General features: G+C 36.8%; 24 protein-coding genes. 16 read left to right on the top strand and 8 right to left on the bottom strand.

The genetic code is table 11. The features are described from left to right. Positions 1-25: 25 nt before the first annotated feature. Complete coding sequence (locus tag C9J37_RS03920; protein ID WP_107894334.1) at positions 26-1,072, bottom strand: Cj0069 family protein; 1,047 nt, start codon at positions 1,070-1,072, stop codon at positions 26-28. 189 nt (positions 1,073-1,261) lie between these two features. Next, positions 1,262-2,179 (bottom strand): EamA family transporter, encoded by a 918-nt coding sequence (locus C9J37_RS03925; protein WP_107894335.1) that lies wholly within the window; start codon positions 2,177-2,179, stop codon positions 1,262-1,264. A gap of 106 nt (positions 2,180-2,285) precedes the next feature. On the opposite strand from C9J37_RS03925, the gene C9J37_RS03930 reads away from it, so the two are divergent. From C9J37_RS03930 to C9J37_RS03940, 3 genes are all read left to right on the top strand, one after another. Continuing rightward, positions 2,286-3,182, top strand: coding sequence for an AraC family transcriptional regulator (locus tag C9J37_RS03930; RefSeq protein WP_107894336.1), 897 nt, complete (start codon positions 2,286-2,288; stop codon positions 3,180-3,182). 152 nt (positions 3,183-3,334) lie between these two features. Then, positions 3,335-3,799 (top strand): MarR family winged helix-turn-helix transcriptional regulator, encoded by a 465-nt coding sequence (locus C9J37_RS03935; protein ID WP_107894337.1) that lies wholly within the window; start codon positions 3,335-3,337, stop codon positions 3,797-3,799. A gap of 53 nt (positions 3,800-3,852) precedes the next feature. Beyond that, positions 3,853-4,896, top strand: coding sequence for a beta-carotene 15,15'-monooxygenase (locus C9J37_RS03940; protein ID WP_107894338.1), 1,044 nt, complete (start codon positions 3,853-3,855; stop codon positions 4,894-4,896). 141 nt (positions 4,897-5,037) lie between these two features. Here C9J37_RS03940 and C9J37_RS03945 read toward each other — a convergent pair whose 3' ends face one another. Further along, positions 5,038-5,562, bottom strand: coding sequence for a hypothetical protein (locus C9J37_RS03945; RefSeq protein ID WP_107894339.1), 525 nt, complete (start codon positions 5,560-5,562; stop codon positions 5,038-5,040). A 107-nt stretch (positions 5,563-5,669) separates the two neighbouring features. Between C9J37_RS03945 and C9J37_RS03950 the strand changes: the two genes are divergently transcribed. Continuing rightward, positions 5,670-6,236 carry a TetR/AcrR family transcriptional regulator gene (locus C9J37_RS03950; RefSeq protein ID WP_167397252.1) on the top strand — a complete coding sequence of 189 codons (567 nt, stop codon included), beginning with the start codon at positions 5,670-5,672 and terminating at the stop codon, positions 6,234-6,236. Positions 6,237-6,260: 24 nt separating this feature from the next. On the opposite strand, the gene C9J37_RS03955 is transcribed toward C9J37_RS03950, so the two are convergent. Continuing rightward, entirely contained in the window at positions 6,261-6,725 is a 465-nt protein-coding gene (locus C9J37_RS03955) for a hypothetical protein (protein WP_107894341.1), read from the bottom strand. 254 nt (positions 6,726-6,979) lie between these two features. Between C9J37_RS03955 and bioD the strand changes: the two genes are divergently transcribed. The 5 genes from bioD to C9J37_RS29375 all read left to right on the top strand — a co-directional run bounded on the left by bioD (position 6,980) and on the right by C9J37_RS29375 (position 11,104). Next, the gene (gene bioD / locus C9J37_RS03960; protein WP_107894342.1) at positions 6,980-7,684 is read left to right on the top strand and encodes a dethiobiotin synthase; all 705 of its coding nucleotides are present in this window, start codon (positions 6,980-6,982) and stop codon (positions 7,682-7,684) included. Beyond that, positions 7,665-9,032: an adenosylmethionine--8-amino-7-oxononanoate transaminase gene (bioA, locus tag C9J37_RS03965; protein ID WP_107894343.1), complete on the top strand. Its 1,368-nt coding sequence runs from the start codon at positions 7,665-7,667 to the stop codon at positions 9,030-9,032. Before bioD ends, bioA begins: the two co-directional genes overlap by 20 nt. A gap of 4 nt (positions 9,033-9,036) precedes the next feature. Continuing rightward, positions 9,037-9,627, top strand: coding sequence for a biotin transporter BioY (locus C9J37_RS03970; protein ID WP_069513121.1), 591 nt, complete (start codon positions 9,037-9,039; stop codon positions 9,625-9,627). Beyond that, positions 9,627-10,625 (top strand): biotin synthase BioB, encoded by a 999-nt coding sequence (gene bioB / locus C9J37_RS03975; protein WP_024361129.1) that lies wholly within the window; start codon positions 9,627-9,629, stop codon positions 10,623-10,625. Before C9J37_RS03970 ends, bioB begins: the two co-directional genes overlap by 1 nt. A gap of 356 nt (positions 10,626-10,981) precedes the next feature. Continuing rightward, on the top strand, positions 10,982-11,104 hold the full coding sequence (locus C9J37_RS29375; RefSeq protein WP_255313762.1) for a hypothetical protein: 123 nt from the start codon (positions 10,982-10,984) through the stop codon (positions 11,102-11,104). A gap of 68 nt (positions 11,105-11,172) precedes the next feature. Here the strand turns inward: C9J37_RS29375 and C9J37_RS03980 are convergent, their stop codons facing one another. Further along, the gene (locus C9J37_RS03980; RefSeq protein WP_107894344.1) at positions 11,173-11,769 is read right to left on the bottom strand and encodes a LysE family translocator; all 597 of its coding nucleotides are present in this window, start codon (positions 11,767-11,769) and stop codon (positions 11,173-11,175) included. 115 nt (positions 11,770-11,884) lie between these two features. On the opposite strand from C9J37_RS03980, the gene C9J37_RS03985 reads away from it, so the two are divergent. Further along, on the top strand, positions 11,885-12,445 hold the full coding sequence (locus tag C9J37_RS03985; RefSeq protein ID WP_107894345.1) for a helix-turn-helix domain-containing protein: 561 nt from the start codon (positions 11,885-11,887) through the stop codon (positions 12,443-12,445). Positions 12,446-12,491: 46 nt separating this feature from the next. Here C9J37_RS03985 and C9J37_RS03990 read toward each other — a convergent pair whose 3' ends face one another. Next, complete coding sequence (locus tag C9J37_RS03990; RefSeq protein WP_107894346.1) at positions 12,492-13,655, bottom strand: aminotransferase-like domain-containing protein; 1,164 nt, start codon at positions 13,653-13,655, stop codon at positions 12,492-12,494. 126 nt (positions 13,656-13,781) lie between these two features. On the opposite strand from C9J37_RS03990, the gene C9J37_RS03995 reads away from it, so the two are divergent. From C9J37_RS03995 to C9J37_RS04010, 4 genes are all read left to right on the top strand, one after another. After that, a complete protein-coding gene (locus C9J37_RS03995) occupies positions 13,782-15,185 on the top strand; it encodes an aminotransferase-like domain-containing protein (RefSeq protein WP_107894347.1) in 1,404 nt (467 codons plus the stop codon). 302 nt (positions 15,186-15,487) lie between these two features. Beyond that, complete coding sequence (locus tag C9J37_RS04000; RefSeq protein ID WP_107894348.1) at positions 15,488-15,952, top strand: N-acetyltransferase; 465 nt, start codon at positions 15,488-15,490, stop codon at positions 15,950-15,952. 22 nt (positions 15,953-15,974) lie between these two features. Continuing rightward, positions 15,975-17,162, top strand: coding sequence for a bifunctional glutamate N-acetyltransferase/amino-acid acetyltransferase ArgJ (gene argJ, locus C9J37_RS04005; RefSeq protein ID WP_107894349.1), 1,188 nt, complete (start codon positions 15,975-15,977; stop codon positions 17,160-17,162). A 206-nt stretch (positions 17,163-17,368) separates the two neighbouring features. Continuing rightward, entirely contained in the window at positions 17,369-18,601 is a 1,233-nt protein-coding gene (locus C9J37_RS04010; protein WP_107894350.1) for a DNA polymerase IV, read from the top strand. A 40-nt stretch (positions 18,602-18,641) separates the two neighbouring features. Here the strand turns inward: C9J37_RS04010 and C9J37_RS04015 are convergent, their stop codons facing one another. Beyond that, complete coding sequence (locus tag C9J37_RS04015; RefSeq protein ID WP_107894351.1) at positions 18,642-19,190, bottom strand: GNAT family N-acetyltransferase; 549 nt, start codon at positions 19,188-19,190, stop codon at positions 18,642-18,644. A 197-nt stretch (positions 19,191-19,387) separates the two neighbouring features. Here C9J37_RS04015 and C9J37_RS04020 point away from each other — a divergent pair, with 197 nt between their 5' ends. Continuing rightward, positions 19,388-19,633 (top strand): YkuS family protein, encoded by a 246-nt coding sequence (locus tag C9J37_RS04020; protein WP_024361120.1) that lies wholly within the window; start codon positions 19,388-19,390, stop codon positions 19,631-19,633. Positions 19,634-19,810: 177 nt separating this feature from the next. Then, entirely contained in the window at positions 19,811-20,251 is a 441-nt protein-coding gene (locus tag C9J37_RS04025) for a GNAT family N-acetyltransferase (RefSeq protein WP_107894352.1), read from the top strand. Between the two features lie 313 nt (positions 20,252-20,564). Here C9J37_RS04025 and C9J37_RS04030 read toward each other — a convergent pair whose 3' ends face one another. Continuing rightward, the gene (locus tag C9J37_RS04030; protein ID WP_107894353.1) at positions 20,565-24,083 is read right to left on the bottom strand and encodes a S8 family peptidase; all 3,519 of its coding nucleotides are present in this window, start codon (positions 24,081-24,083) and stop codon (positions 20,565-20,567) included. Between the last annotated feature and the right edge of the window lie 330 nt (positions 24,084-24,413).

Raw genomic sequence — 24,413 nt, forward strand, 5'->3', positions numbered from 1 at the left:
ATGCCTTTTTAGGTTGTCATCATCGTTATGCTGGAATTGTGCGATGTTCCTCAATGCAAGCGATTATTTCTTCCGCTACTTGATGTGCCAAAGTGAGTTCAGAAGTAAAGCCTACACAAGAACAATTCATCTCACCTAAAATATAGCAATCTTCGCCTGCCTCATTTGTATCTAGCATAAAATCGGCTGTCCAAATAAGTGGTAAATCATAATTACCTAATAAGTTGGTAACGAGTGGTAACTGTGTTAAGAAGTTTTGTACAAGTTGTTCCCAATCCTCTGGTTTATCGTAGCGATATTGCGCACCAGAGAAAAGTGTAGCACTAAAGGCATCTTCAGTATCGGCTGGTTTTTTATGTACCACGTGAACTGGTTTGTCACGCAACATAAATAAGCGGATTTCGCCTTCAGTAATACGAGGAAGGAAACGCATATCAATTAACATTCCATTTGTGCCAGTAATGTACTGCTCACAAAACGTCATAAATGCACCTAGCTCCCAATACTCTACATGATTATCTTTTGCTTCAGTACATTTAATTTTGGCATCAAGAGGTACTTCTGTTATGCCAGCAGCAAGGGGCTCTACTAATTTTACTCGCCAAATACCTTCGCCAGTTGAACCTCGATTTTGCTTTAAGACACGTTCCGTCAGTGCAAGGGAAGTAGGGAATTGTGCTTTAAATGCCTCAATCGTGTAATAAGCAAATGTATCATCTGGTACTAAATTAGTGGACACTAATTTCGATAATACATCTTTCGAACCGTAGCCAATCATTGCATCAGGATGCGGCATGCCAATAACACCTGCTGCACATAACTCTCGTAGCATCTCGAAATATTCTTCCTCATGTTCTAAATTACCAGGATTAATGCGAGATACATAGGCAACGCCATTTTCCTTCACATAATCAAAAATTTCGTCCTTTTTTGTTATATCAAAAAACATTACTTGCGCATCTTGTCCGCGTTGTTTAAGTGCATTGACCATCGGCATTGTATCAAGTCTGTAGCCGTCAGGTCCCTTGTCAGTGCCGCCTTGTACTTCGAAGAAAATAACTTTTTTATTCATATATAGCCTCCTTAACTTCTTGATATTTTTTAGTATACTGGACAAACAAGGAGAAAAGATATACGAAATATGTAAATTTTATATATAATTTCATGGTGAAAATGTTATCGTATAGTAGTTTACGACTAATTATTTTTTGAATAATCAAATTTCAAAGTTATTTACTAATAAACTGGATTTAAATTACAACTATAAGTTTTTCTTCTGAAACACCGTAAGATATAAAATCATACATAGAATCAGTAATGTGCCAATCATTTGGAAGCCTCCAAAAGGAATTTGCAACCAAAGAACACTTGTAATCACAGCCATTAAAGGTTCCAAACTACCAAGTAAGCTTGTTTCTTTTGGGGATAGGTAATGCAAACTGGCAATATAAAACCAAAATGCAAGCATCGTACCAAAAATAATGATAAAGAAAAAATAAGCAGTAGTCGCAAGTGTCCAAGTCGATAGCTCAATGTGCCAAGGTTGATAGAATATGCTCATTGTGACACCCCCAATGAGCATCGCCCAACCGACAACAAGTAAAGAATGGAATTGTTGTAAAAGCGGTACGGCATACAATGTATAAAAAGCGACAGCCAGACCGGATAACACACCCCAAAATACACTCATAAATGGAACTGAAAGTGTGGAAAATGAACCGTTTGTCAGCAATAAAGTCGTACCGATGAGTGTAAGTGATACAGCAATGCCATCTTGTTTGGTTAGTTTACTGTATTTTTTAATAATATAGTAACTGATAATGAAAAGTGGCGCTAAATACTGTAATAAAGTCGCTACAGCAGAATTACCGATTGCAATGGACATCATATATGTATATTGCACAGCAAGCATACCCAGTAGACTAAAGAGAATTTGTCTTAATGCATCTTGCTTTGTTCGCCACATAACAAAAATGGATTGGTGACGATGTGTTATTTTGTAAATGGCAATTAACAAGATACCGGCAACAAGCAGTCTGCTCGATACGAGCCAACCAACTTCAATATGTTCTTGCTGGAATAGTTTTTGCGCAACTGTTCCGCCAATTCCCCAAAAACTTGCCCCGAGAATGACAAGCATAAAACCAAAAGCACGGTTTTTATTATGTTGTTGATTCATTTTATAGCATCTCCTAAACTATCAATATAAAAAAATAGTATATAATTTTCATTGTAAAAAATATCGTATTAACGGTTTAAACTATCAATATATTGAGGTGTTTGCATTGACATTGACGCATATTAAAGTAGCGAAAGATTTACAAGAATTAACGATACATGGTTCGAATGCATTTCCAATTGCTTTATACGAAACGACATTACAAGTAGATCGGCTGGATTTTTTGCCATTACATTGGCATAAAGAAATACAGTTCGTCTATGTCAAAAGTGGACGTGTCAACTATCGTGTAGGTGCGGACATCATACTGCTTGAGGCGGGAGAAGGGTTATTTGTCAATGCAGCATGTTTACATGAAGCGAAACCAAATGAGGTGGACCAGTCGTTGCTGTTTTGTATAAATGTTGATCCGAAATTTTTAGGCGGACATGAAGGGAGTGTGTTGACATCTAAATATGTGCAACCATATGTAACCAATAATAGACTACCATTTGTTAAGCTTTCAGGTGAGCTAGCACAAGCTGTAGAATGTGTTGCCCAATTATTAAAGGAACGAAATGCCTTTTTTGAATTTCAGGTGTGGAGGGCATTGTTATCGATTTGGGAGGTTATTTTAATGCAATCGAAGCTTACTGAGGAAACGATACATGCTTCTATGATCGTGCAACATGAGCGTGCAAAAGAAATGCTTGACTACATTCATCGTCATTATCAAGAAAAAATAACCCTGGAAAAATTAGCTGCACATGTGTTTATCAGCAAGGCAGAATGCAGTCGTTTTTTTAAAAAAGTAGTCGGTATGACACCATTTACGTATCTATTACATTACCGTTTAAGAAAAAGTATGGAATTGTTGCGCGATAGTGACAAACCCATCACGTTTATTGCATCAGACACAGGCTTTAGTACAGTTAGTTACTATATTGAGCGCTTTAAAGCATATACGGGTTATTCACCACATGCGTATCGTAAAAGATTTTTAGTTGAACAGAGCAATACGTAGTGTTCGGAGAAAAGTGAATATTTCATGACATGCGCATACATAATAAACTTTGCTTTCCTTGTAAATTGTTTACAAATGATGCACTCTATTTTAAAATGAACTTAATAGTAAAGTTAACTTAACTATTAACCTAACTTAAAGGATGATTTTGTATGGACCAACATGATGACGCATTATATAACCTCGTACAGGAAATTAACGATGCGATTTATTCGATGGATAGCCATTTTATAAAAGTCCATCAGCATTTAGTAACAGATGATTTGTCTACAAAGCAAATGATACTTATGGATTATATCCATAAAAATAAAAGTGTAACCATTGGACAAATTGCTCACTATTTGAATATTACTTCAAGTGCTGTTGGTCAACTCGTGAGTAAACTTGAAGAACAACGATATGTAATCCGACAAATTAACCCCAAAAATCGCCGTGAAATTTTTGTCCACTTAGATATAGCGGGTAATCAGTATTTCAAGCGGGAAGAAGAAATAAAGCGCTATATTATTGCCAAGTATTACTCGAAACTTGAACGATCAGAATTAGTCCAATTGAAGGAGATTATTCAAAAATTAAATAACATTGTTTTGAAAGAAGGCATGGTAGAGGAAATATGAAAAGAGTGATGTCATTACGTGTAGCAGTCTAATACTTAAAGGGGAGATTCGAAATGATGGTCTTAAAAAAGAAACAAAACATCTGGATGGCGTTTTTAGTCGTTGTATTAGTTAGCAACTACTCGCTTTATAATACAGGATTAGGCATGTCCATTTTACCAACAGAAACAGCGGGCGTTGTATTTGGCTCATTACTCGACTTTATCATCGTAATACCAGTGCTATTTATGCTGTATAAACGAAAGTTTTCTATTAAGTATGCGATTGTTTTGGCCGCAACAGGTTGTATTGCTGCACGCTTCATTATTCCAATGGATCATTTGCAGCCGTATGTGGCGGTGACATGGGCTGGATTTGCAATTGAAGGGGTACTTATCGTGACCGAACTATTATTTGTTACAACGTTAGTATATTACTTACCTAAAATTATAGCAGATGTGCGGGCAAGTTCTTTACCTGACATTTTTTCTTTTCCACAAGCAGTTGAAAAACATGCTCCAAAGTATCGGATTATACAGATGCTGTGTACAGATTTACTCGTTCTTTACTACGGATTTGCAAGTTGGAAGCGAAAAGAACGGGCGGGATTAACGTTACATAAAAACTCTAGCTATATCGCCTTTCAGATGATGATGATTCATGCCATCGTGATAGAGACTATTGGTATCCACTGGTGGCTTCATGAGAAATCCATGCTATTATCCATCTTATTACTCATCATAAATATTTACTCTGTCTTATTTTTTATAGCTGATATGCAGGCAATTCGCTTAAATCCTATTTACGCAACCTCTGACTCATTATATCTATCTTTAGGTTTAATGAAACGCACGACCATTCGCTTCGATGCGATTGAAAAAGTGGAAGAAAACCCAGAACTGTTAAAAGAAAAATTATCGAAAGATACAATCGATTTTATTGCACGTGACTTTGGAGAAGCCTATCCTCACATGATATTGCAGATGAAAGAACCGGTAGAAGTAACGTTTATGTTAGGTCTGAAAAAGCGTTATAACAAAGTGGCAATCAAAGTCGATCAAGCACAGGAATTAAGAGACCTATTACGCCGAGGTATGGAGGAAAATAAAGGGGAATAGGAAACAAATAAAGCCTTGCACAACGATGTGCGAGGCTTGTTGTGTTGTTACTCTAAAAAATGTTTCGTTTTTAAATACACCTTTATCTATTGCCCGATTAATTCCTTTCCTCTACATGCAAGGGGCAAGAGAACACGACTGTTATTTTTTACTAGGAAAAATGACATAAGAAAGGCTAATGACGGCATCGATTATTAAAACAATCCCCCAAATTTTCATTACTTGTAGTAGGGAAGACGTATCGGTATGTTGACCAATAAATACAATCATCGCATACAATAAACTAGTACTAATGATGTAGGCGAGAACATGTAAACCGAGCATTTTTACTTCATGGATTCCTTTCGCCAATCCTGTTAACCGCTGTTTTTCTATCGTGATTTTTAAAAACCATTGTTGAAACTTTTCATCTGCCCATGTAATCATGGTCTTCCCATAGGCAATCGAGACACCTATATAGATAGCGGCAATACCATGAGAAGCGGATGCTGGCGTACCAGCTTTTAAGTCCAGAGCAGTTAGTAAGATTAATAGGAGGTCTATAACAGGTGTAAGGGCAAAAAAGAAAATGCTTAGTTTTGGCTTGTTAAAACGGTATCTACAAACCAAAGCTATTAATATGACAATCCAAAATGCTATTTCTGCAGCGATAATCCAAGCAATCATAAAAACCCTCCATTATTTTGATACGGTTGTATTAAATAAAATTACCATAAAGTTTTAAATAATACAAATGTATTAAAATAGTCTATAATTGAAGTATGCCGAAAATAGTGAATCATGAAGAAAGAAAAGCGAGTATCGCGAAAGCCACGTGGAATGTAATTGCTAGGGATGGACTTAGAGGTGCTACAGTACGTTCAATTGCAAAGGAGGCAAATTTATCATTAGGTGCTGTTCGTTACTATTTTAACACGCATGAGGAATTAATCGTATTTGCGATGGAGTTAGTAGAGCAGCAAGTAAATGAGCGTATTGCCCAGCATTTACAAAAGCCACTACCGATTAAGCAAATTATTGTAGCAGTACTTTTGGAGCTCGTGCCAATCTCTGAACAACATATTATTGAAATGCAAGTTTGGCTAGAATTTGTTTCTTATAAGGTGCGAAGCGGAGAACCGTCAGAAGAAAATATATTGAGCGGTATTGAAAAGATATTTGCTTATTTACAACAACAAAATTTACTGCAAGATGGACTAGTACTACACGATGAAATTGTCCATTTACATGCATTTATTGATGGTCTTGCCCTGCATGTTTTAATGGGCTTAGTACCAATGGATAAAGTGCGACTTCAATGTTTAATTGAAAAAGAAATAGATAAAGTATTAAAACTATAAATCAAGTGTATTGCCCATCTAGTGTTAATCTAGATGGGCAATTGCTTTTAGTATGTCTTCACTAACAGCATCCCAAAATTGACGTTGTACGGCGTCGCAATACGTATAAAGGTGTTTACTTTGCACATGCTCATAAATTTCCTCTATTGCTTCCTTGTGGAAAGATAGACGATGATTCATTGTTTGACGTTCTTCCTCGATACACAATAACTTATAAATATCCGTCAGTCGTTCAAACTTTGCACACTTTTGTTTCGTATCCTCATATTGAACTTGATGAAACCTTCCTATGGCCGTATGCATTGAGATTTTTTCTCGATGTTCTGCTTGCAATGTTCGATATTCTTCTTGCCGAATAGCTACACGATACCAAAATTCATAACGCAACGGTAAATCTCTTATTTCGTAAGTAAGCAAAGTATTTAAAATACTGCTCATTTGTTCATATGTATCTAGCTTTTTATCTGTCTCCTTAAATAGTCCAAACATTTTGCCACCCCCCTGTTTTGATTAATACTACAACCTATGATAAAAACCCTTTAATATTTCTTGGGAAATAATACAACGTTGATAAAACGGGGTGAATCACCGATCAATCGAGTGAAATTTAGGATAGAATACCCTCGGAAAAAGCATTATCTGAATCATTTATGTAAAAATGCAAAAAAAGGCATTTACAAAAGGAAAAAGAATGTGTTAACTTAAAAACTATAGTTGGTTAACTTAAAGAGGGGGAGGTACAGTTGCAACACTTTTGGGTTGTTGGAACAGATACAGATGTTGGAAAAACATTTGTCACCACATTATTAATGCGTAATTTGCAAAAACAGGGCGTACGTGTAACGCCTTATAAACCAGTGCAAACTGGTGAAGTGTATGATGGTGAACAAGCCTATTACTTCGACACAGCGATGTATGAAAAATATTCCTTGCAATTGCTAGACAGAGAGAATTTAAATGGCTATTCATTTAAAGAGGCTGCATCGCCACATTTTGCGGCTCAACTGGAGGGGCAGCAAATTGACACACAGCAGTTATTAAAGCAAATGCAGCTTTTACAGCAAACATGGGATGTTGTTATTTGTGAAGGAGCGGGTGGGCTCTTTGTGCCATTAGATGCATGTGGCGAAACGACATTGTTGGATGTCATTGTTGAAAGTAAACTACCCGTTGTCGTGGTTACACGAACAGCACTAGGAACAATTAACCACACGCTCTTAACGTTAGAGGCATTGACTACACGGGAAATTGAAGTGCTTGGTCTTGTATTTAACGGTGATATGGGGAGCAGGATGGAGCAAGATAATATTCAAACGATTTTACAGTATTATACATTGCCCTTTATGACGATACCAAAGCTGGAAGAGCTGTCGGACATTAGTGAGTATACAATTACGGGCACATCATTGTTTGAAAGGCTGATTAGACGTGAAACAAGTATTAACTGAACTACAAGAAAAAGATTTACAACATGTCTGGCATCCTTGCTCACAAATGAAAGATTATGAGGCTTTTCCACCAATCGTTATTAAAAAAGGCCAAGGTGTATGGCTGTATGATGAACATAATCAACGCTATCTAGATGCGGTATCTTCATGGTGGGTAAATTTATTTGGACATGCCAATCCACGTATTAGCCAAGCATTAAGTGAACAAGCATTTACGTTGGAGCATACAATTTTTGCGAATTTTTCACATGAGCCAGCGATTAAACTCGCACAAAAATTAGTAGCTTTAACACCACAAAGTTTACAAAAAGTATTTTTTGCAGATAATGGTTCATCTGCTATAGAAGTCGCTTTAAAAATGAGTTTTCAATATCATATGCAAACGGGGAAAACGCAAAAAAAACGCTTTTTGGCATTAACGGATGCCTACCATGGTGAAACATTAGGTGCTTTATCCGTCGGTGGGGTAGATCTTTATAACGAAGTGTATCAACCACTGTTACTGGATACGGTACGAGCACAAGGCCCAGATTGTTTCCGTTGTCCATTTAAGCATCATCCGGATAGTTGCCATGCCCAATGTATTAGTTTTGTAGAGGATCAGTTGCGCATGCATCATCAGGAAATTACAGCGGTCATTATTGAGCCACTAATTCAAGCGGCAGCAGGGATGAAAATGTATCCAGCTATTTATTTGCGACGTTTACGTGAACTATGTACGCAATATGATGTGCATCTAATTGCAGACGAAATTGCTGTAGGTTTTGGGCGCACAGGTACACTTTTTGCCTGTGAGCAGGCTAATATCTCTCCGGATTTTATGTGTTTATCAAAAGGTTTAACAGGTGGGTATTTACCACTGTCTGTCGTAATGACGACGAATGAAGTATATCAGGCATTTTATGATGATTATGCCACGATGAAGGCGTTTTTACATTCACATAGTTACACAGGGAATACACTTGCCTGCCGTGTTGCTCTAGAGGTATTGGCGATATTTGAAGAGGAACAGTATATAGACGTTGTGCAAGACAAAGGTGAACGCATGCGAAAGCTAGCCTTGGAGGCTTTTAGTGATTTACCTTTTGTTGGTGAATATCGGCAAGTTGGGTTTGTCGGGGCGATTGAACTAGTGGCGAATCGCGATACCAAAGAGCCATTACCGAGTGAGGAGCGCATCGGCTATCAAATATACAAAAGAGCTTTAGCCAAAGGTTTACTTATTCGTCCACTTGGGAATGTTTTGTATTTCATGCCACCATATATTATAACGGACGACGAAATGCAATTTATGATTCAAACAACCAAAGATACAATTGTTCAATTTTTTGAAGAGCGGGAGGGATGAGGGCATGTTGAAACGACAATCAACGTTATCACTTGTGATGATTGCGATGTTTGCTGCATTAACAGCCGTGGGTGCCTTTATTAAAATTCCATTACCGCTCGTGCCGTTTACATTACAAATTGTCTTTGTCTTTTTAGCGGGCTGCTTACTCGGTGGTCGCAATGGATTTCAAAGTCAGCTAGTTTACATAGGAATAGGTTTAGTTGGCTTGCCAGTTTTTACACAAGGTGGAGGCATTACATATGTATTGCAGCCGACTTTTGGTTACTTAATAGGATTTGCTCTTGCTGCATTAGTAATCGGCTATATGATTGATCGAGTAGAATCACCAACGAAAAAGCATTTCATTGTTGCCAATATTATAGGGCTTATCATTATTTATGCAGTCGCCGTACCTTATTTATATGTAGCTTTAAATTTATGGTTAAACATGAAATCAAGTTGGTCTCATGTATTTTTAGTAGGCTTTGTCAATAGTATTGTTGCAGACTTTTGCTTAGCAATTGCTTCTGCCCTTTTAGCTGAACGTCTATACAAAGTATTTCGTTCCGCTAGAGCTATAAAACTTGTGCAAATTGAAAAGGAGAATGTTTAGTGAATTGGTTACAATTAGCAGATGAAGTGATTGCAGGCAAGGTAATTAGCGATGATGAGGCACTTGCCATTTTAAATAGTGATGATGATGATATTTTAAAGCTAATGGACGGCGCATTTGCCATTCGTAAGCACTATTACGGTAAAAAAGTAAAGTTAAATATGATTATGAATGCTAAAAGTGGCTATTGCCCAGAGGATTGTGGCTATTGCTCGCAGTCATCTAAATCAACCGCTCCTATTGAGAAATATCCGTTCATTACAAAAGAGGAAATATTGGCGGGGGCAAAGCGTGCATTTGAAAATAAAATTGGTACGTATTGCATCGTCGCAAGCGGACGTGGGCCGACTCGTAAAGATGTCAATGTAGTGAGTGAAGCCGTTGAAGAAATTAAAGCAAAATATGGCTTAAAAGTTTGCGCTTGCTTAGGTTTACTAAAAGAAGAACAAGCACAACAATTAAAAGAAGCGGGTGTTGATCGCTACAATCATAACTTAAATACATCAGAGCGTCACCATTCCTATATTACGACGACGCACACATATGAGGATCGTGTTAATACCGTTGAGGTTGTAAAGAAACATGGTATTTCCCCATGTTCTGGAGCCATTATTGGGATGAAAGAAACGAAAATGGATGTCGTGGAAATTGCACGCGCATTGCATCAGTTGGACGCGGATTCAATTCCAGTTAACTTCTTACATGCAATTGATGGGACGAAACTTGAAGGAACACAGGACTTAAATCCTCGCTATTGCTTAAAAGTATTAGCGTTATTCCGCTACATGAATCCTTCGAAGGAAATTAGAATTTCCGGTGGTCGCGAAGTCAATTTAGGATTCCTTCAGCCATTTGGACTGTATGCAGCAAATAGTATTTTTGTTGGGGATTACTTGACTACTGAAGGACAAGAAGCCAATAGCGATTATCGTATGCTTGAAGATTTGGGCTTTGAAATCGAGCTGACACAAAAGCAAGAAGAAGCATTTTGTTCTTAATTCATTAATAACAATCATTATGAAATAAAATCTACTACTACACAATATGATTACCTAAAAACCGTTTGAGCGTCGTGGAAAAAGCGCACAGACGGTTTTTTGGTCGATAAAAGAGAAGGAGAAAGGTAAATAAATGGTTCCGATAATATACCTATAAAATGATGGTTTTCACAAAATGTTCAATGAAAGCGTTTTGAAATTGAACAGTTTGTGAAGGGCTTCACATAAAGCTTTATTTTTTAAAAAAAGAGCGTAAAATGAAAATTAGCAAGAGTTGTTATAAGACAGTTTGTTCTTTGTATCACATGTTAGGTGATTGTTATATTACAAAAATAATAGGTAAGGGAGAGGTTAAGATGTGGGTTATTACAGTTTTTGAGAAAAAAAATGTGCGTATTTTTGAATATACAAACAAAAATGAGGCAACAGCCGCATTAGCAAAATTTAAGAAAAATGCCGTATTAACATATACAAAATAATACTTGTTTCGGTTTAAATCTAAAAATAACCCCTCATTGTACAATATAACGTACAATGAGGGGTTTTGTTAATGAAAAAGTATGGAGAAAGCACTGAAAACTAATAAAATTGCCATGAAAATATTGAATGGTTGATGATACTGTAAAAGTACTTTTCGAAAGGTAGAGCCAAATAGAGCCCAGCTAAATGTACTGATAATCCCGACAAACCCTAAAAATAATGCAAATAAAAGGTAACTCATATAGGAAGTGTAATACGGCAAAATATAGGTCGCAACGACCGTAATGCCAAACAAAATTCCTTTTGGATTGACGAACTGTAGAAAGGCTCCAAGTAGTAAAAGGTTTCGTTTATGCTCCTCTAGATGGTTAGGATTCGAATCTACGTGGTCTTTGGTTGTCGCAATTTTAAAAGCTAAATACAACATATAGCCTACCCCTAAAATCGTTAGTGGTAATGTAATAATGGGCATAATTTGACTAACAGCAAAATTAAAAAAACTACTTAAAGCGGTTATTGTAAAGAAGCCAATGCCCACACCGAGACAAAACTGCATCGTTTTTTTAAATCCATATTGGTTGGCATAGGCCATTGCCATAATGTTGTTCGGCCCGGGTGTAAAGCTTGTAATGATAACGAATACTAAAAAGGATATGTAAGGCATTTTAGACCTCCTTGTTATTTGTACGTTATATCGTCCTAAATAAACTATATAACGTCCTGTTTTTTATTATACATAAAGGTCGTTATATTGTACAATTTTTTAAGGGGTGCTTGATTTGGAGGAAATTCATTTAATTTTTGCAAGGAATTTAAAAGCGATTCGCGAAAAAGAAAAACTTAGTTTAGAAAAAGTGTCTCAGCTATGTGGCGTTAGTAAAACGATGATTGGGCAAATTGAAAGAGGCGAGTCTAGTCCAACGCTTACAACTATCTGGAAAATCGCAACAGGTTTAAAGGTTTCCTTTACGGCTCTTATCCATCAGCCGCAGTCGGAAACAGAAGTCGTGCTGAAAAAGGATATACCAGTATTATCAGAAGATAATGGGAAATATAGAGTGTATCCAAATTTTCCATTTCAAGAAGATAGTCGTTTTGAAATCTATACAATAGAGATTGATCAGGGTGGTCAATTAAGCGCAGAGGGTCATAAAGAAGGCACAGAGGAATTTATTACTGTTTTTGCAGGGGAACTAATGATTTGTGTCAATGACCATAACTACACTTTAAAAAGTGGTGATTCCATCCGATTTAAAGCAGACAGACCGCATGACTATCGTAATGCAGGTGATACATTAACGAAGTTAGGCATGACCATCTATTATCCGAATGAAAGATAAAAATCGGATGTGCGCTTATGGATAGCGCTCATCCGATTTTTTTAACTTATAAAATGCTGCCTAAACGTTTAATGCCTTCACGAATAATGTCAGGTGTTGCATTTGTATAGTTCAGACGCATCGTGTTTACACCTGTTTTTGACGTATAGAAGGGATCGCCAGGAACGAAAGCGACCTTTTGTTCCATTGCTTTATTAAAGACGTCCAATGCTGCAGCACCGTTAGTCATTGTCGCCCAAATGAACATCCCACCATCTGGACGAGTGTATTCAACATGTGCAGGGAAGAATTCCTGCATCGCACCTAGCATTGCATCAGATTGATTTTTATATAAAGCAATGATTTTTTTTACGTGTTCTGTATAATCATTATTTGCTAAGTAATCATAAATCACATATTGTGAGAAAATGTTTGTGTGTAGGTCAGTTGCTTGTTTTGCTGTTTCAATATGTTTCATTAACACTTTATTTTTCGTAATAATAAAGCCAAGGCGCATACCTGGTGTAACTGTTTTAGAGAAAGAACCTAGTAAAATACTATTTTCGAGTTTTCCGGCACCGATATAAGGAAGTGGTTCACCTTGGAAGCGTAGTTCTCCATATGGATCATCTTCAATTAATGCTACGTCGTATTTAGCAATAATGTCATATATTTGTTGACGTTTTTCTTTTGAATACGTAAGACCCGTTGGATTTTGGAAGTTAGGTACTGTATAGATGAATTTCACGTTTGGCTGCTGTAAAGCATTCTCTAATTCTTCTAAATTAAGGCCATCGTTTTCAAGGGTTACGCCATAGAAATTAGGCTCACTTAATGTGAAGGCTTGAATCGCGCCTAAATAGCCTGGTTCCTCAATGACAATGCCATCCCCTTTATTAATAAGTACTTTACCAATTAGTTCAAGCGCTTGCTGTGAACCAGTTGTAATCAATATATCATCTGCGCTAATATCTAACCCATGAACACGTTTGTATTTAGCTGCGATGTATTCACGTAAAGGTGCATAGCCTTGTGTAGATGAATATTGGAATAATCGACTGCCATTTTCACTAATCGCATGGTCAACAGATGCTTTTAATGCATCGATTGGGAAAGAGATGGGGTTTGGTAGCCCACCTGCAAAGGAAATGACATCCTCGGCATCCGTTACTTTTAAAATATTACGGATGAATGAAGATGGTGTGTTTAAGATTCTTTCAGAATATTGCATAATTTTATCGGTCCCTTTTTCTGATTTTTTAAAAATTATAGCATTGTAATCATTTGCATACAATATTATGATTGTATGCAAGACAATTATATATTGTATGCAAAGCCAAAAGAAAGGGGTTAAAGCATGCCATTTAACTCATTTGATGAATACCCAATGAGCTGGAAGCCCAATATAAGCAATATCTCAGCGCCAATTTATATCGCAATTGCAGAGCAGTTAGAACAGGATATTAAGGAAGGTGTTTTATTGCCAGGGACTAAGTTGCCACCACAACGCGAACTGGCTGATTTTTTAGATGTCAATTTAAGTACAATTACAAGAGCGTTTAAGCTGTGCGGACAAAAGGGACTAATTTATGCCTCGATTGGGAGTGGTACATTTGTTTCTTCTGATGCAGCGGCAAATAAAATTTTATTACCGACAAGTAATGCTGGTCATTTAATCGAGTTAGGTTCGGTCTTACCAGATGCTTATGCGAATGAAGAAATAACACGTTATATGAAGAAAATGCTGAATGATTCTAATGTCAGCAAGTTATTTCAATATGGTCGACCAGAAGGGAATGCATGGCAAACTGAAGCAGCAGCAAAACTTTTAGAAAAAGTTGGATTTCAAACGGATCAACCAATATTGCTTGGTGCAGGAGGTCAAAATGCAATTGTCGGCACATTAGCCGCTTTATTTCATCCAGGAGATCGTATTGGAACAGATCCCATTACATATGCAGGAATCAAAACGGCTGCTAATATGCTTGGTATTCAACTAGTAGCCATTCAGCAAAAAAATGGAGAGATGACAAAAGAAGGACTATTGTATGCTTGTAAAAATGAACATATTAAAGGTCTTTATGTGATTCCAGATTTTCATAACCCTACAACCCATACAATGTCTATGGAAACAAGAAAAATGATAGCAGAAGTGGCTAGGCAAAAGGGATTAATCGTGATAGAGGACGCCATTTATAGCTTTTTGAAGGAGCAGCCACTAGCGCCAATCGCCTTTTATGCACCGGAAAAGGTAGTGTATATTGCCAGTGTGTCCAAAACGATATCACCTGGTTTAAGGTTATCCTTTATTGTGACGCCTAGTGCATTAAGAAAGAAAATTATTGAAACACTATATAATATCAATATTTCGGTATCACCTGTTATGGTGGAGCTTACAGCAAGACTAATTCAAGATGGTGTTGCGCAAACGATATTAGAGAAACATCGCTTATATGCTAAACAACAAAATGCGCTTGTGAATCAGTATTTAGGGGAATACAATATTTTAGGTGATGATGAATGCATGTTTAGATGGCTTCTATTGCCGAAAAAATTTACTGGCGTGCAGTTTGAATTACTTGCTTCGAAAGCGGGCGTCCAAGTTTATGCAGCAGAACGTTTTGCAGTAGGTAATGCCAAACCAATAAATGCCGTTCGATTGGCAATTACGGCACCAGAAAATAGCGCGCAGCTTGAGCAAGCCTTAACGGTATTAAAGGAATTGCTTGAAAGTGATGGTGACTATGGGTTTGTAGATTAACAGTGAATGAGTGGAAGGGAAAAGTGTTAGATTGCATGCAATCTAACACTTTTTTACTGTTGAGCGAAACAGCGGGGTTTCTCACAGGTTTACCCGCGAATCAGGGAGATTTATCCGCGGTTTTTCACAGTTTACCCGCGAATCGGAGACATTTACCCGCGTTTTCCAAAGGTTTACCCGCGAATCACAAACTTTTACCCGCGATTCAAATATTCTGTAAATTTTCACAAAAACAAATTGCATTTTAAATCAGTTTAGTGCATATTTATAACATATTAATTTTTTGGAAGAAGGAGAAATCTATGAAAATTTATAGTGCTACAACTGCTGATGTTACACCTGTCTATGAGTTAATCAAAATTTACGCAGATAAAGAGATTGTATTACCTCGTTCCTTATTATCAATTTATCAACAGTTACAGTGTTTGTATGTTGTAAAGGACAATTCTAAGGTTGTTGGGGTAGCAGGGCTACATGTCTTAGGGCAAGATTTAGCAGAGGTTCGTTCCTTAGTCGTAGATCCAGATTACCAACAAAAAGGAATCGGTCGAATGTTAGTGGAACATATTATTCAGGAGAGTCCTAAATTAGGGGTGGAAAGATTAATATCCTTAACATATCAAGTAAAGTTTTTTTCAAAACTTGGATTTCAAATTGTCAAAAGAGATGATTTGCCAGAAAAGGTTTGGACGGATTGCGTGAATTGCCCAAAAATTAATAATTGCGATGAAGTAGCGATGGTTAAATATTTAGAAACTGCAGACTAAAAGTTGAAAGGAGGAAAAGGCAATGCAAGAACTAGGGAAAAAAGAAAATGATATGCAAACATTGATGCCGAAAGGATTTTATACTTGTGTGAAGAACCTCGGTATTAAAGATGAAACGCTAGACTTCACGGTTATTATGTCATCTACTGTAGCAAACGCAGCTGCTATGTTTACGCAAAGTAGATTTTGTGGTGCGCCTATCCCCATTGGTAAGAAAAATGTAGCGAATGGTAAATTACAATGTTTTGTCATTAATAGTAAAAATGCGAACGTCGCAACAGGGGAAGAAGGGATTCGCAATGTTCAAGAAATTGTCAACTTGGTCGCACAAGAGTTAGCAATTGCACCTGAAAATATTTTACCTTCTTCAACTGGTGTAATTGGGCATCAATTACCAATGGAAAAAATAAGAAATGGAATCATCAATCTTAAAGAACAGTTAGTAGAAGGAGGCTTAGAAAAATCAGCCCAAGCAATTATGACGACAGATACTTATCCAAAATGTAAAATATGCAAAGTCGGTAATGCTACATTAGTTGGTATTGCAAAAGGTTCTGGCATGATAGAGCCGAATATGGCTACGATGTTATCTTACTTTGTGACAGATGCTGAAATTCCCGCCGCAACTTTACAAACAATTTTTAAAGAAGCTGTCAATCAATCATTTAACATGGTCAGTGTTGATACCGATACGAGTACAAGTGACACAGTAGCCATTATGGCGAATGGATTAGCAGGGAAAGTGGATATCAAGCAATTTACTGAAGCGTTAAATAACATGAGCATTGACTTGGCAAAAGAAATTGCCCGTGATGGGGAAGGCGCTACAAAATTAGTTGAAGTCACTGTCAATGAGTCATCGAGCTTTGCACAAGCAAAAAAAGTGGCTAAAAGTATTGTGAATTCGCCACTCGTGAAAACTGCTATTTTTGGAAAAGATGCCAATTGGGGACGTATAGCTATGGCGATAGGTAAATGTGAAGATGAAGTAGACCTTAATCCTGAAAATATCTCCATCTATTTTGGTGAAACGTTAATTTATCAAGGGAAACCAATCGATACCGTCGATTTATCTGTTATCCAAGAGTATCTTGAGAATTCTGAAATCCAGATTAAAGTATCGCTCGGCTTAGGCAATGAAGAAGCTACTGTATGGGGTTGTGATTTGTCCTATGACTATGTGAAAATTAATGGTTCCTATACAACATAAAATAACAGTGCAGCTATTGTGCAATCATTGTACAGTACCTGCACTTTTTTGCCGTAAAAAATGCAAATTGGTGAAAAAAAGAACAAAAGTTCTTATATGTGATAAACTATAGAAAAAGTTTAAATTGAAGGATTAGCATGACGAAGAAACGATACATTCTTTCTTTTAAAAATGTATGTAGATAATAATTAATGAGGTGAAAGAAAATGCATAAAGGAAGAATTATTTTGCATATTGACCTGAATTGCTTTTATGCCTCAGTGGAACAAATTTACGATCCCTCATTAAAAGGAAAACCAATCGCCATTGCAGGTAATCCAAAAGAGCGTAGAGGTATCGTGATTACATGTAGCTATGAAGCTAGAAAAAGTGGTGTTTATACAACGATGAATGTCGGTGAGGCAAGAAGAAAATGTGCCGATTTAATTGTTCTGCCACCGAATTTTGAGCGATATCGAGCAGCTTCAAAAGCATTTTTTAACTTATTAAAAGAATATAGTGAAATTCTTCAACCAGTTTCTATTGATGAAGGGTATATGCAATTGCCGATGGTAGAAGGTCAAAATGTAATGGAACTTATACAAGGCATACAAGACCGCATTTGGAACGAACTCCAATTGCCTTGTTCAATAGGTGTTGCACCTAATAAGTTTTTAGCGAAAATGGCAAGCGATATGAAAAAACCGATGGGAATTACCATATTACGTAAGCGTGATGTACCATCTATACTGTGGCCATTGAATGTCATAGAAATGCATGGAATTGGGAAAAGCACAGCCGAGAAGTTGAAAAAGTTGGGCATACAAACAATTGGTGAATTAGCTGTGACGGATGAACGGCTATTAAAGCAACAATTTGGCATCAATGGTGTTCGTATGAAACAGAAGGCGAATGGTGAGGATGATCGACCTGTTGATCCCGAGGCAATATATGATACGAAAAGTGTAGGGAACTCGACAACACTTTCGCACGATACGACGGATAGAGATGAATTATATAAGCTTATTACTACACTTTCTGAAAAGGTAGCGGATCGATTAAATGCTAAAAAACTTGCTGGCGTCACGGTGAGTATTTTAATTCGTACAGCTAATTGGAAAACCTATACGCGCAGTAAATCGGTCAACAATGCTATTTATTTAAAAGAAGATATTGTTGAACACGCATGGAGCCTTTTTCAAAAACATTGGAATGAGGAGCCTGTCCGATTATTAGGCGTAACCATTTCAAATGTCAGCAATTTGAAAGAAATGACACAGCAATTAACATTTTTTAATTTTGAAGAGCATATCAAAGAGGAGCCAATTTTAAAGGTAGTGGATGAGATAGAAGAACGATTTGGCAAAGGCATCATTAAACGAGGAGCAGATATTGCTAAACGATCATCTTTTCAATCACAGACAAGCTTTAGTAAAGATTTTTTAGATGATCTTAAATAAGGTGCTTACGTTTTTATGACGTAAGCACCTAGTTTGCCCTTTATTCTTTTGGGTTAATAATTCCGTAAAAAACAATATCTTCAAATGTATTATTTTTATAAATATGATCTTTTAAAGTACCTTCATATCGCATACCACACTTTTCCATAATCTTACCAGAAGCAGGATTTGATTTAAAATAGCGAGCATAAACACGATGATAGTTTTTCTCTGTAAATACAAAATCAATTAGTGCTTTAGCAGCTTCGGTTGCATAGCCATTGCCCCAATGTTCTTCACCAATCCAATAGGCAATTTCACCATTTTTGTATTGTGGATGATTGGAAATACCGATTGCCCCGTACAACTGTCCACTTTGTTTGTCTGTTATAGCAAATTCATACATAGTATCTAGATCATAATGCTTTTCATGATTTGCAATCCATGAGAGTGCACATTCTAATGAATAGGGATAAGGTAAATTTAATGTGCTTTTATAGATATTATAATTATTACAATAATTGCTGACTGCTTGTGCATCTGATTCCTGAAATAAACGAAGCAATAAGCGCTCTGTTTCTATTGTTTTGGCCGTTTTACTATAGATCATGTTTATCCTCCCATCCTGTTAGTAATTAAAGGTAAAAACTTTTTTACAGTATATCACATGGAATTGGATTATATGTATATTTTTAGGTGATTTTGTAGCTATCTGAAGCCTGTGTTATTTGTACATAATAAAATATAAAATAAGTGAATAATTAGGTAACCTATATGGCACATTAACATATAGGAGGTGGAAGAAGAATGTCTAAAATTATTGGTGTTGAACAATCATTATCAAATGTAGAAGATGCTTTAAAAGCAAAAGGGTATGAAGTGATTCAGCTTCGTAATGAAGCAGATGCAAAAAAATGTGATGCTTGCGTAATTACAGGACAAGATAGAGATGTCATGGGCATTAGTGATCCTATTATGGCAGGTCCTATTATCGATGCAGCTGGGCTTTCCGCTGATGAAGTAATACAACGTGTAGATCAATATTTCCATTAAAGAAAGTGTGCTATTTTTGAAGTCCTTCGTGACATCAAAGGTGGCACCTTTTGAATGTCGTATAGGACTAGTGAAGTACTATTGACAATATCTTTATCCTATCATTTCCTTTATAATGAACACTAGCTACATACATTTTAAGACCATCATGGGTAGACATAAGGGGAGAAGAATGAAATGGAAATACTTCACGCAACAATGGATGAATTAGAAGATGTAACAGTGCTATTTGATGAGTATCGGCAGTTTTATGGACTAGAATCGGATATTAGTAGTGCCAAAGCATTTATCCAATTACGGATGGCTTTAAAAGAATCCATTATTTTTATTGCTGTGGAAAATGGGAAATCAATAGGGTTTGCACAACTGTACCCAACGTTTTCTTCTATCGCATTACAGCGTGCCTATATACTAAATGATATTTATGTAACGGATGAAGCGAGGGGCCAAGGGGTAGGCACAGCATTGATGGAAAAAGTGTTTCAATATTGTGGGCAGCAATCGGCACGTTATGTGACATTACAAACGGCTGCCGACAATGTACATGCCCGAAAATTATATGAAAATCTGAATATGATACAAGATCAATATTGTAATTATGTAAAGTATTTTGGTTAGTAAAAAGAGAAAAAGTGTTAGATTGACTGCCATCAATCTAACACTTTTTTGCTGCGCCGTTGTTGTCCACTTCGGTGGTGCTTTCCGCTCAGCACAGTAAGCCGCAACCTTCGCTAACGCGCGGAATGCCCGCGTCTTACGCTATGTGGGTTCTTCTCAGGAGACACCGCCTTTGCTACCAACAACTAGTTTTTCTTTCTAATTTATTATTCATTGCAAAAGAAATAATAGGGGATATTTTATATATTTTTATCTTAGCAAAAATTTATCAAAAACAACCTCTTTTGTTTTAAGAAAACGGAAAAAATGAGCTTTAATTTATTTCGAGTGTATACGGTTGTGTACTTGCTCGACCATTTGCTTCACTAACTTCAATATAGTATGTTCCTGGTTCCAACGCTACGATACCTAGTTCGGCATCATCTGCACCGTAATTATCGATGATTTTCACTGTGCGTCCTTTAGCATCAATAATACGGATGACCCCATCCAAACCTTTTTCGGTTAGTAAGGTGAACGTTACATTGCGCTTACTGTGATTGAAAAATTCAAAATAATCTTTATCGCCAAATGGTACATTAGCATTTAAATATTGGCTAGCTACCCATTTATCGTCTGTTTTCGTTAGTGAAGATGGTTTTGTAGGTATACCATTGACTAATTTAGAATCCGCATCCTCATCATCCTTTTTATGATCAAAGAGCGTTAAAGTATATGGCTGAGTCGAAACTAAACCGTTATCAATTGTATTAACAGCAATAAAGTAACCATAATCTTTTTTAACTTTAAATGAAGTATTTAGCGCGGATGTCCCTGCTAAACCGAGCAGCCTTTCAAAAAAGCTTTCACCTTGACCAAATGGAATTTCTGTTTGCATTTCATTGCCGTCAATTTGCTTATTACCATTAGTATCTTCAATGATAGAGCCCATAAATTTCAAATCTATTTGTAGCTCTCTTGGTAACGACGTTCCCTGCTTATTTGTATAGGGCTCGGAATTGATGAGAAGACTTAATACTGTATCTTCTCCCAGATGTTTGTAGTAGTAATAATTTGTATCATCATAAAAAACGAGTTTATTTTGATAGTTGGTACCAGCTTCAATTGAACGTGCATTTTCAGCTGTATTGATTTCTTTATTTTGGTCTTGGGGAATTGCTGCAATTTTAGTTGCTTTAAAAATATAGGGTTCGGTAGAACGATCTCCGAAATTTAAGACTTTAGCAACATAAGTTTTACCCTGTTTCAATGCAATTGTCTTGGGATCATTTTCATTGATTGTTATGCCGTATAGTCGTGAAATAATCGCTGGATCATTCGTTAATGAAGAAATTAGTTGCAATTCTTTCGTTTCCTCATCATATTCTAAAATACTACCAGTTGGTCTTTGATTTTTGCCTTTTTGAAGTTGAAAACTATAGATAGCATCTTCTTGTGGTGTGAAAATAAAATAATCAATATCCTCATCTGTTTGGAAGTATGCCTTGTACTCATTACCAATCGTATATGGAATTGCATGCTCCAAAATTACTTTTGAGTCCTCTTCTTCATCAGATAATTCTATATTTGAAAATAGTTTTTTGTTAAAGTCCTGTTGACGTTTTTTGGATTTAGATGGAGTGGGTGAAGAAGAATTATTTTCCTCGGCTTCTTGTGTTGGTTCAATTAATGGAAGACCGTCTTCGTCTTCAGGTAAATAAACGACTTCACCAGTTAATGTGTAAGGTAAAATGGACTCGTTAATTCTATCGTTTTCTTCATTGTCAATGCCGCCGCTTAAGAACGTTAAGAAAGAATCGAAAGAAGAATCGTTATCACTATTATTTGTAACGCTTAGGACATATTCTTCATCAGGTTCGACATCGACAATAAGACTAACTCCTTCGCCTTTTGTTTTGCTGCTTAACGCAGAGATTGGAACGGGTTCATATTCTTCTTCATCGTCACCTTGTTCTGAAGGTTCAGGTTCTAAATCTCTTTTTAGATAAAGTTCTAAAGATGCAGTTACACCAGGGATACCAGATAAATCAAATTTCAATGTCGTTGGCGTTTTAACAGAGAATGTGAAGTAATCTTGGTCGCTCTCATGATCTTTAGAAAGCAGTGTATAGTTTTTCCCTTGTGTATTGAATGGGAATTTTTGTATCCCCACTGCTTGATCGATAGTTAAATTATCAATTGGTAATGTGTTTGTTGTTTGAGCTGTAAATGTAAAGTAAGACTTGCCCTTTAAGCTATAGCCTCCATTATGGTCTTTTACACCAATAAGAAGTGTTCCTGGTTGCTCTGCTTTATATAGATAGCCCTCTTGTTGGTTCATGCGCACATCATTTACTTTAATTGGTTCTACATCGCCACTATAACCTGTAGGGTAGAAGTATAAATCAAATGCATAATCGTAATTTTCGGCACCTTTTAAAGACAATTGAGCATATTCATTCGCATTTAAATCTACCTTGTACCATTTTTTCTCTTCTGGAAGCCTGAACTCACCTTTTTCTGTATTTAGAACATTCTTTTTCAGTACTTTGGCGTTATTTAACCGTTGTTCTTTTGTTTCGTTATAGCGTTTAGGTAGATTATTGATATCAAATTGTAGTGCTTTAACAGGATTAACGAGACCATGTCCATACGTAAGGTCGTAGCCTGGCTCACCTAAATCTTTAGCAGTCAATTCAAGAATAGCCTCTATTTCATAAGGCTTTAAATTCGGGTATTTGGATTTTAATAGTGCCGCTACACCTGCAACAACAGGTGATGCCATTGATGTCCCACTAAATATAGCAAAAGATGATCCTTTTTTTTCATCATAAACGGTACTATAAATATCCTCACCTGGTGCAACGATGTCTACTGAAGGGCCATAATTTGAGAAACTTGCTAATTTATTTTGTTCATTTGTAGCACCAACGCTAATAACACCTTCAAAAGAAGCAGGGAAGGAGTATTTATCGGTTGATTCATTGCCTGCAGCGGCTACAATCGTAATGCCACTGTCAAGCGCTCTTTTAACGGCCGCCTCCATTAAAGGAGACTCTCCATAGCCACCAAGACTCATATTAATAACGTCTGCTTTTTGTTCGATAGCATAAAGAATGCCTTGTGCAATGGCAAAGTCACTAGCGTCTTCTTGTCCGTTAAAGACGTCTATTGGCAGAATCTTGGCATTTGGATATATACCGTGCCCACCAATTCCATTATCTTTTGTTGCGCCAACAATGCCCGCGACATGCGTCCCATGTGGATCAGCAACAGAAGAGTCGGCAGGTTTTACCGCATTATATGGCGGCAGCACTTGCGCTTGCAAATCTGGATGCTTATAGTCCACACCTGAATCGATAACCGCTACTTTTACATCATGATTGCCAGCTAATGCTAGTGCTTTATCAACTTCAAGCAGTTGCAAATGATACATATCTTTTTTCTTTGGATCTACAATAGTGTTAAAGGAATGATACTTGTAGCTTGGGGATACACTTTTTACGCTTTTTTGCTTGGCGTAGTAGGAAACAGCTTCTGTTAACGATTGTCCCTTTTTAAGTTGGATGACATCGTAACCTAATGAAGGAATAGAGCGAATTACTTTTGCACCTATTTTACTATGTACGTTCTTAGCAAGACCCGAATGTTTGACGATAATCGTATTATCACTAATCCATTCGTTTCCTCCTGTTTGTTGCTTGAACTGCTTCGCTCCTTGTTTGTTGTTGCTAGCGAGCATAGCTGTCACTGATTCTGGGTTCTGTGGTGCTTCAGCAAAGGCAGAAGCAGCAGGAACCAGTAATGCAGAACATGCTACGACAGCGATTGATTTCATCACCCAGTTTTTCAATTGTTTTTACCTCCTTAAGTAAATTATAAACTACAATATTTATAACGGACGGCAAAGAGAAAGGTTTCATACCACAATAAATTTTTTTTACAAGTTTTTTTGTTATAACTAGTATATTGTTTTATAAATGATAGTTTTATATGGTTTTTCGCATGAGTTGTTAATTGTTATTTTGCGGAGTGAAAGGCAGTGGTATATTAATCTTCCCGTACGTAACGGCCGGTGTTTGACAACAACACGGTTCGTTGCGTACGGGATATTGCAAGTTTGGTAGATATTCATAGAAGAGGGTGGGGACTACTAGAATTGTTCCTTAAGAAGGAGTGTATA

This window comes from Lysinibacillus mangiferihumi, assembly GCF_003049665.1.
GTDB classification, from domain to species: domain Bacteria; phylum Bacillota; class Bacilli; order Bacillales_A; family Planococcaceae; genus Lysinibacillus; species Lysinibacillus mangiferihumi.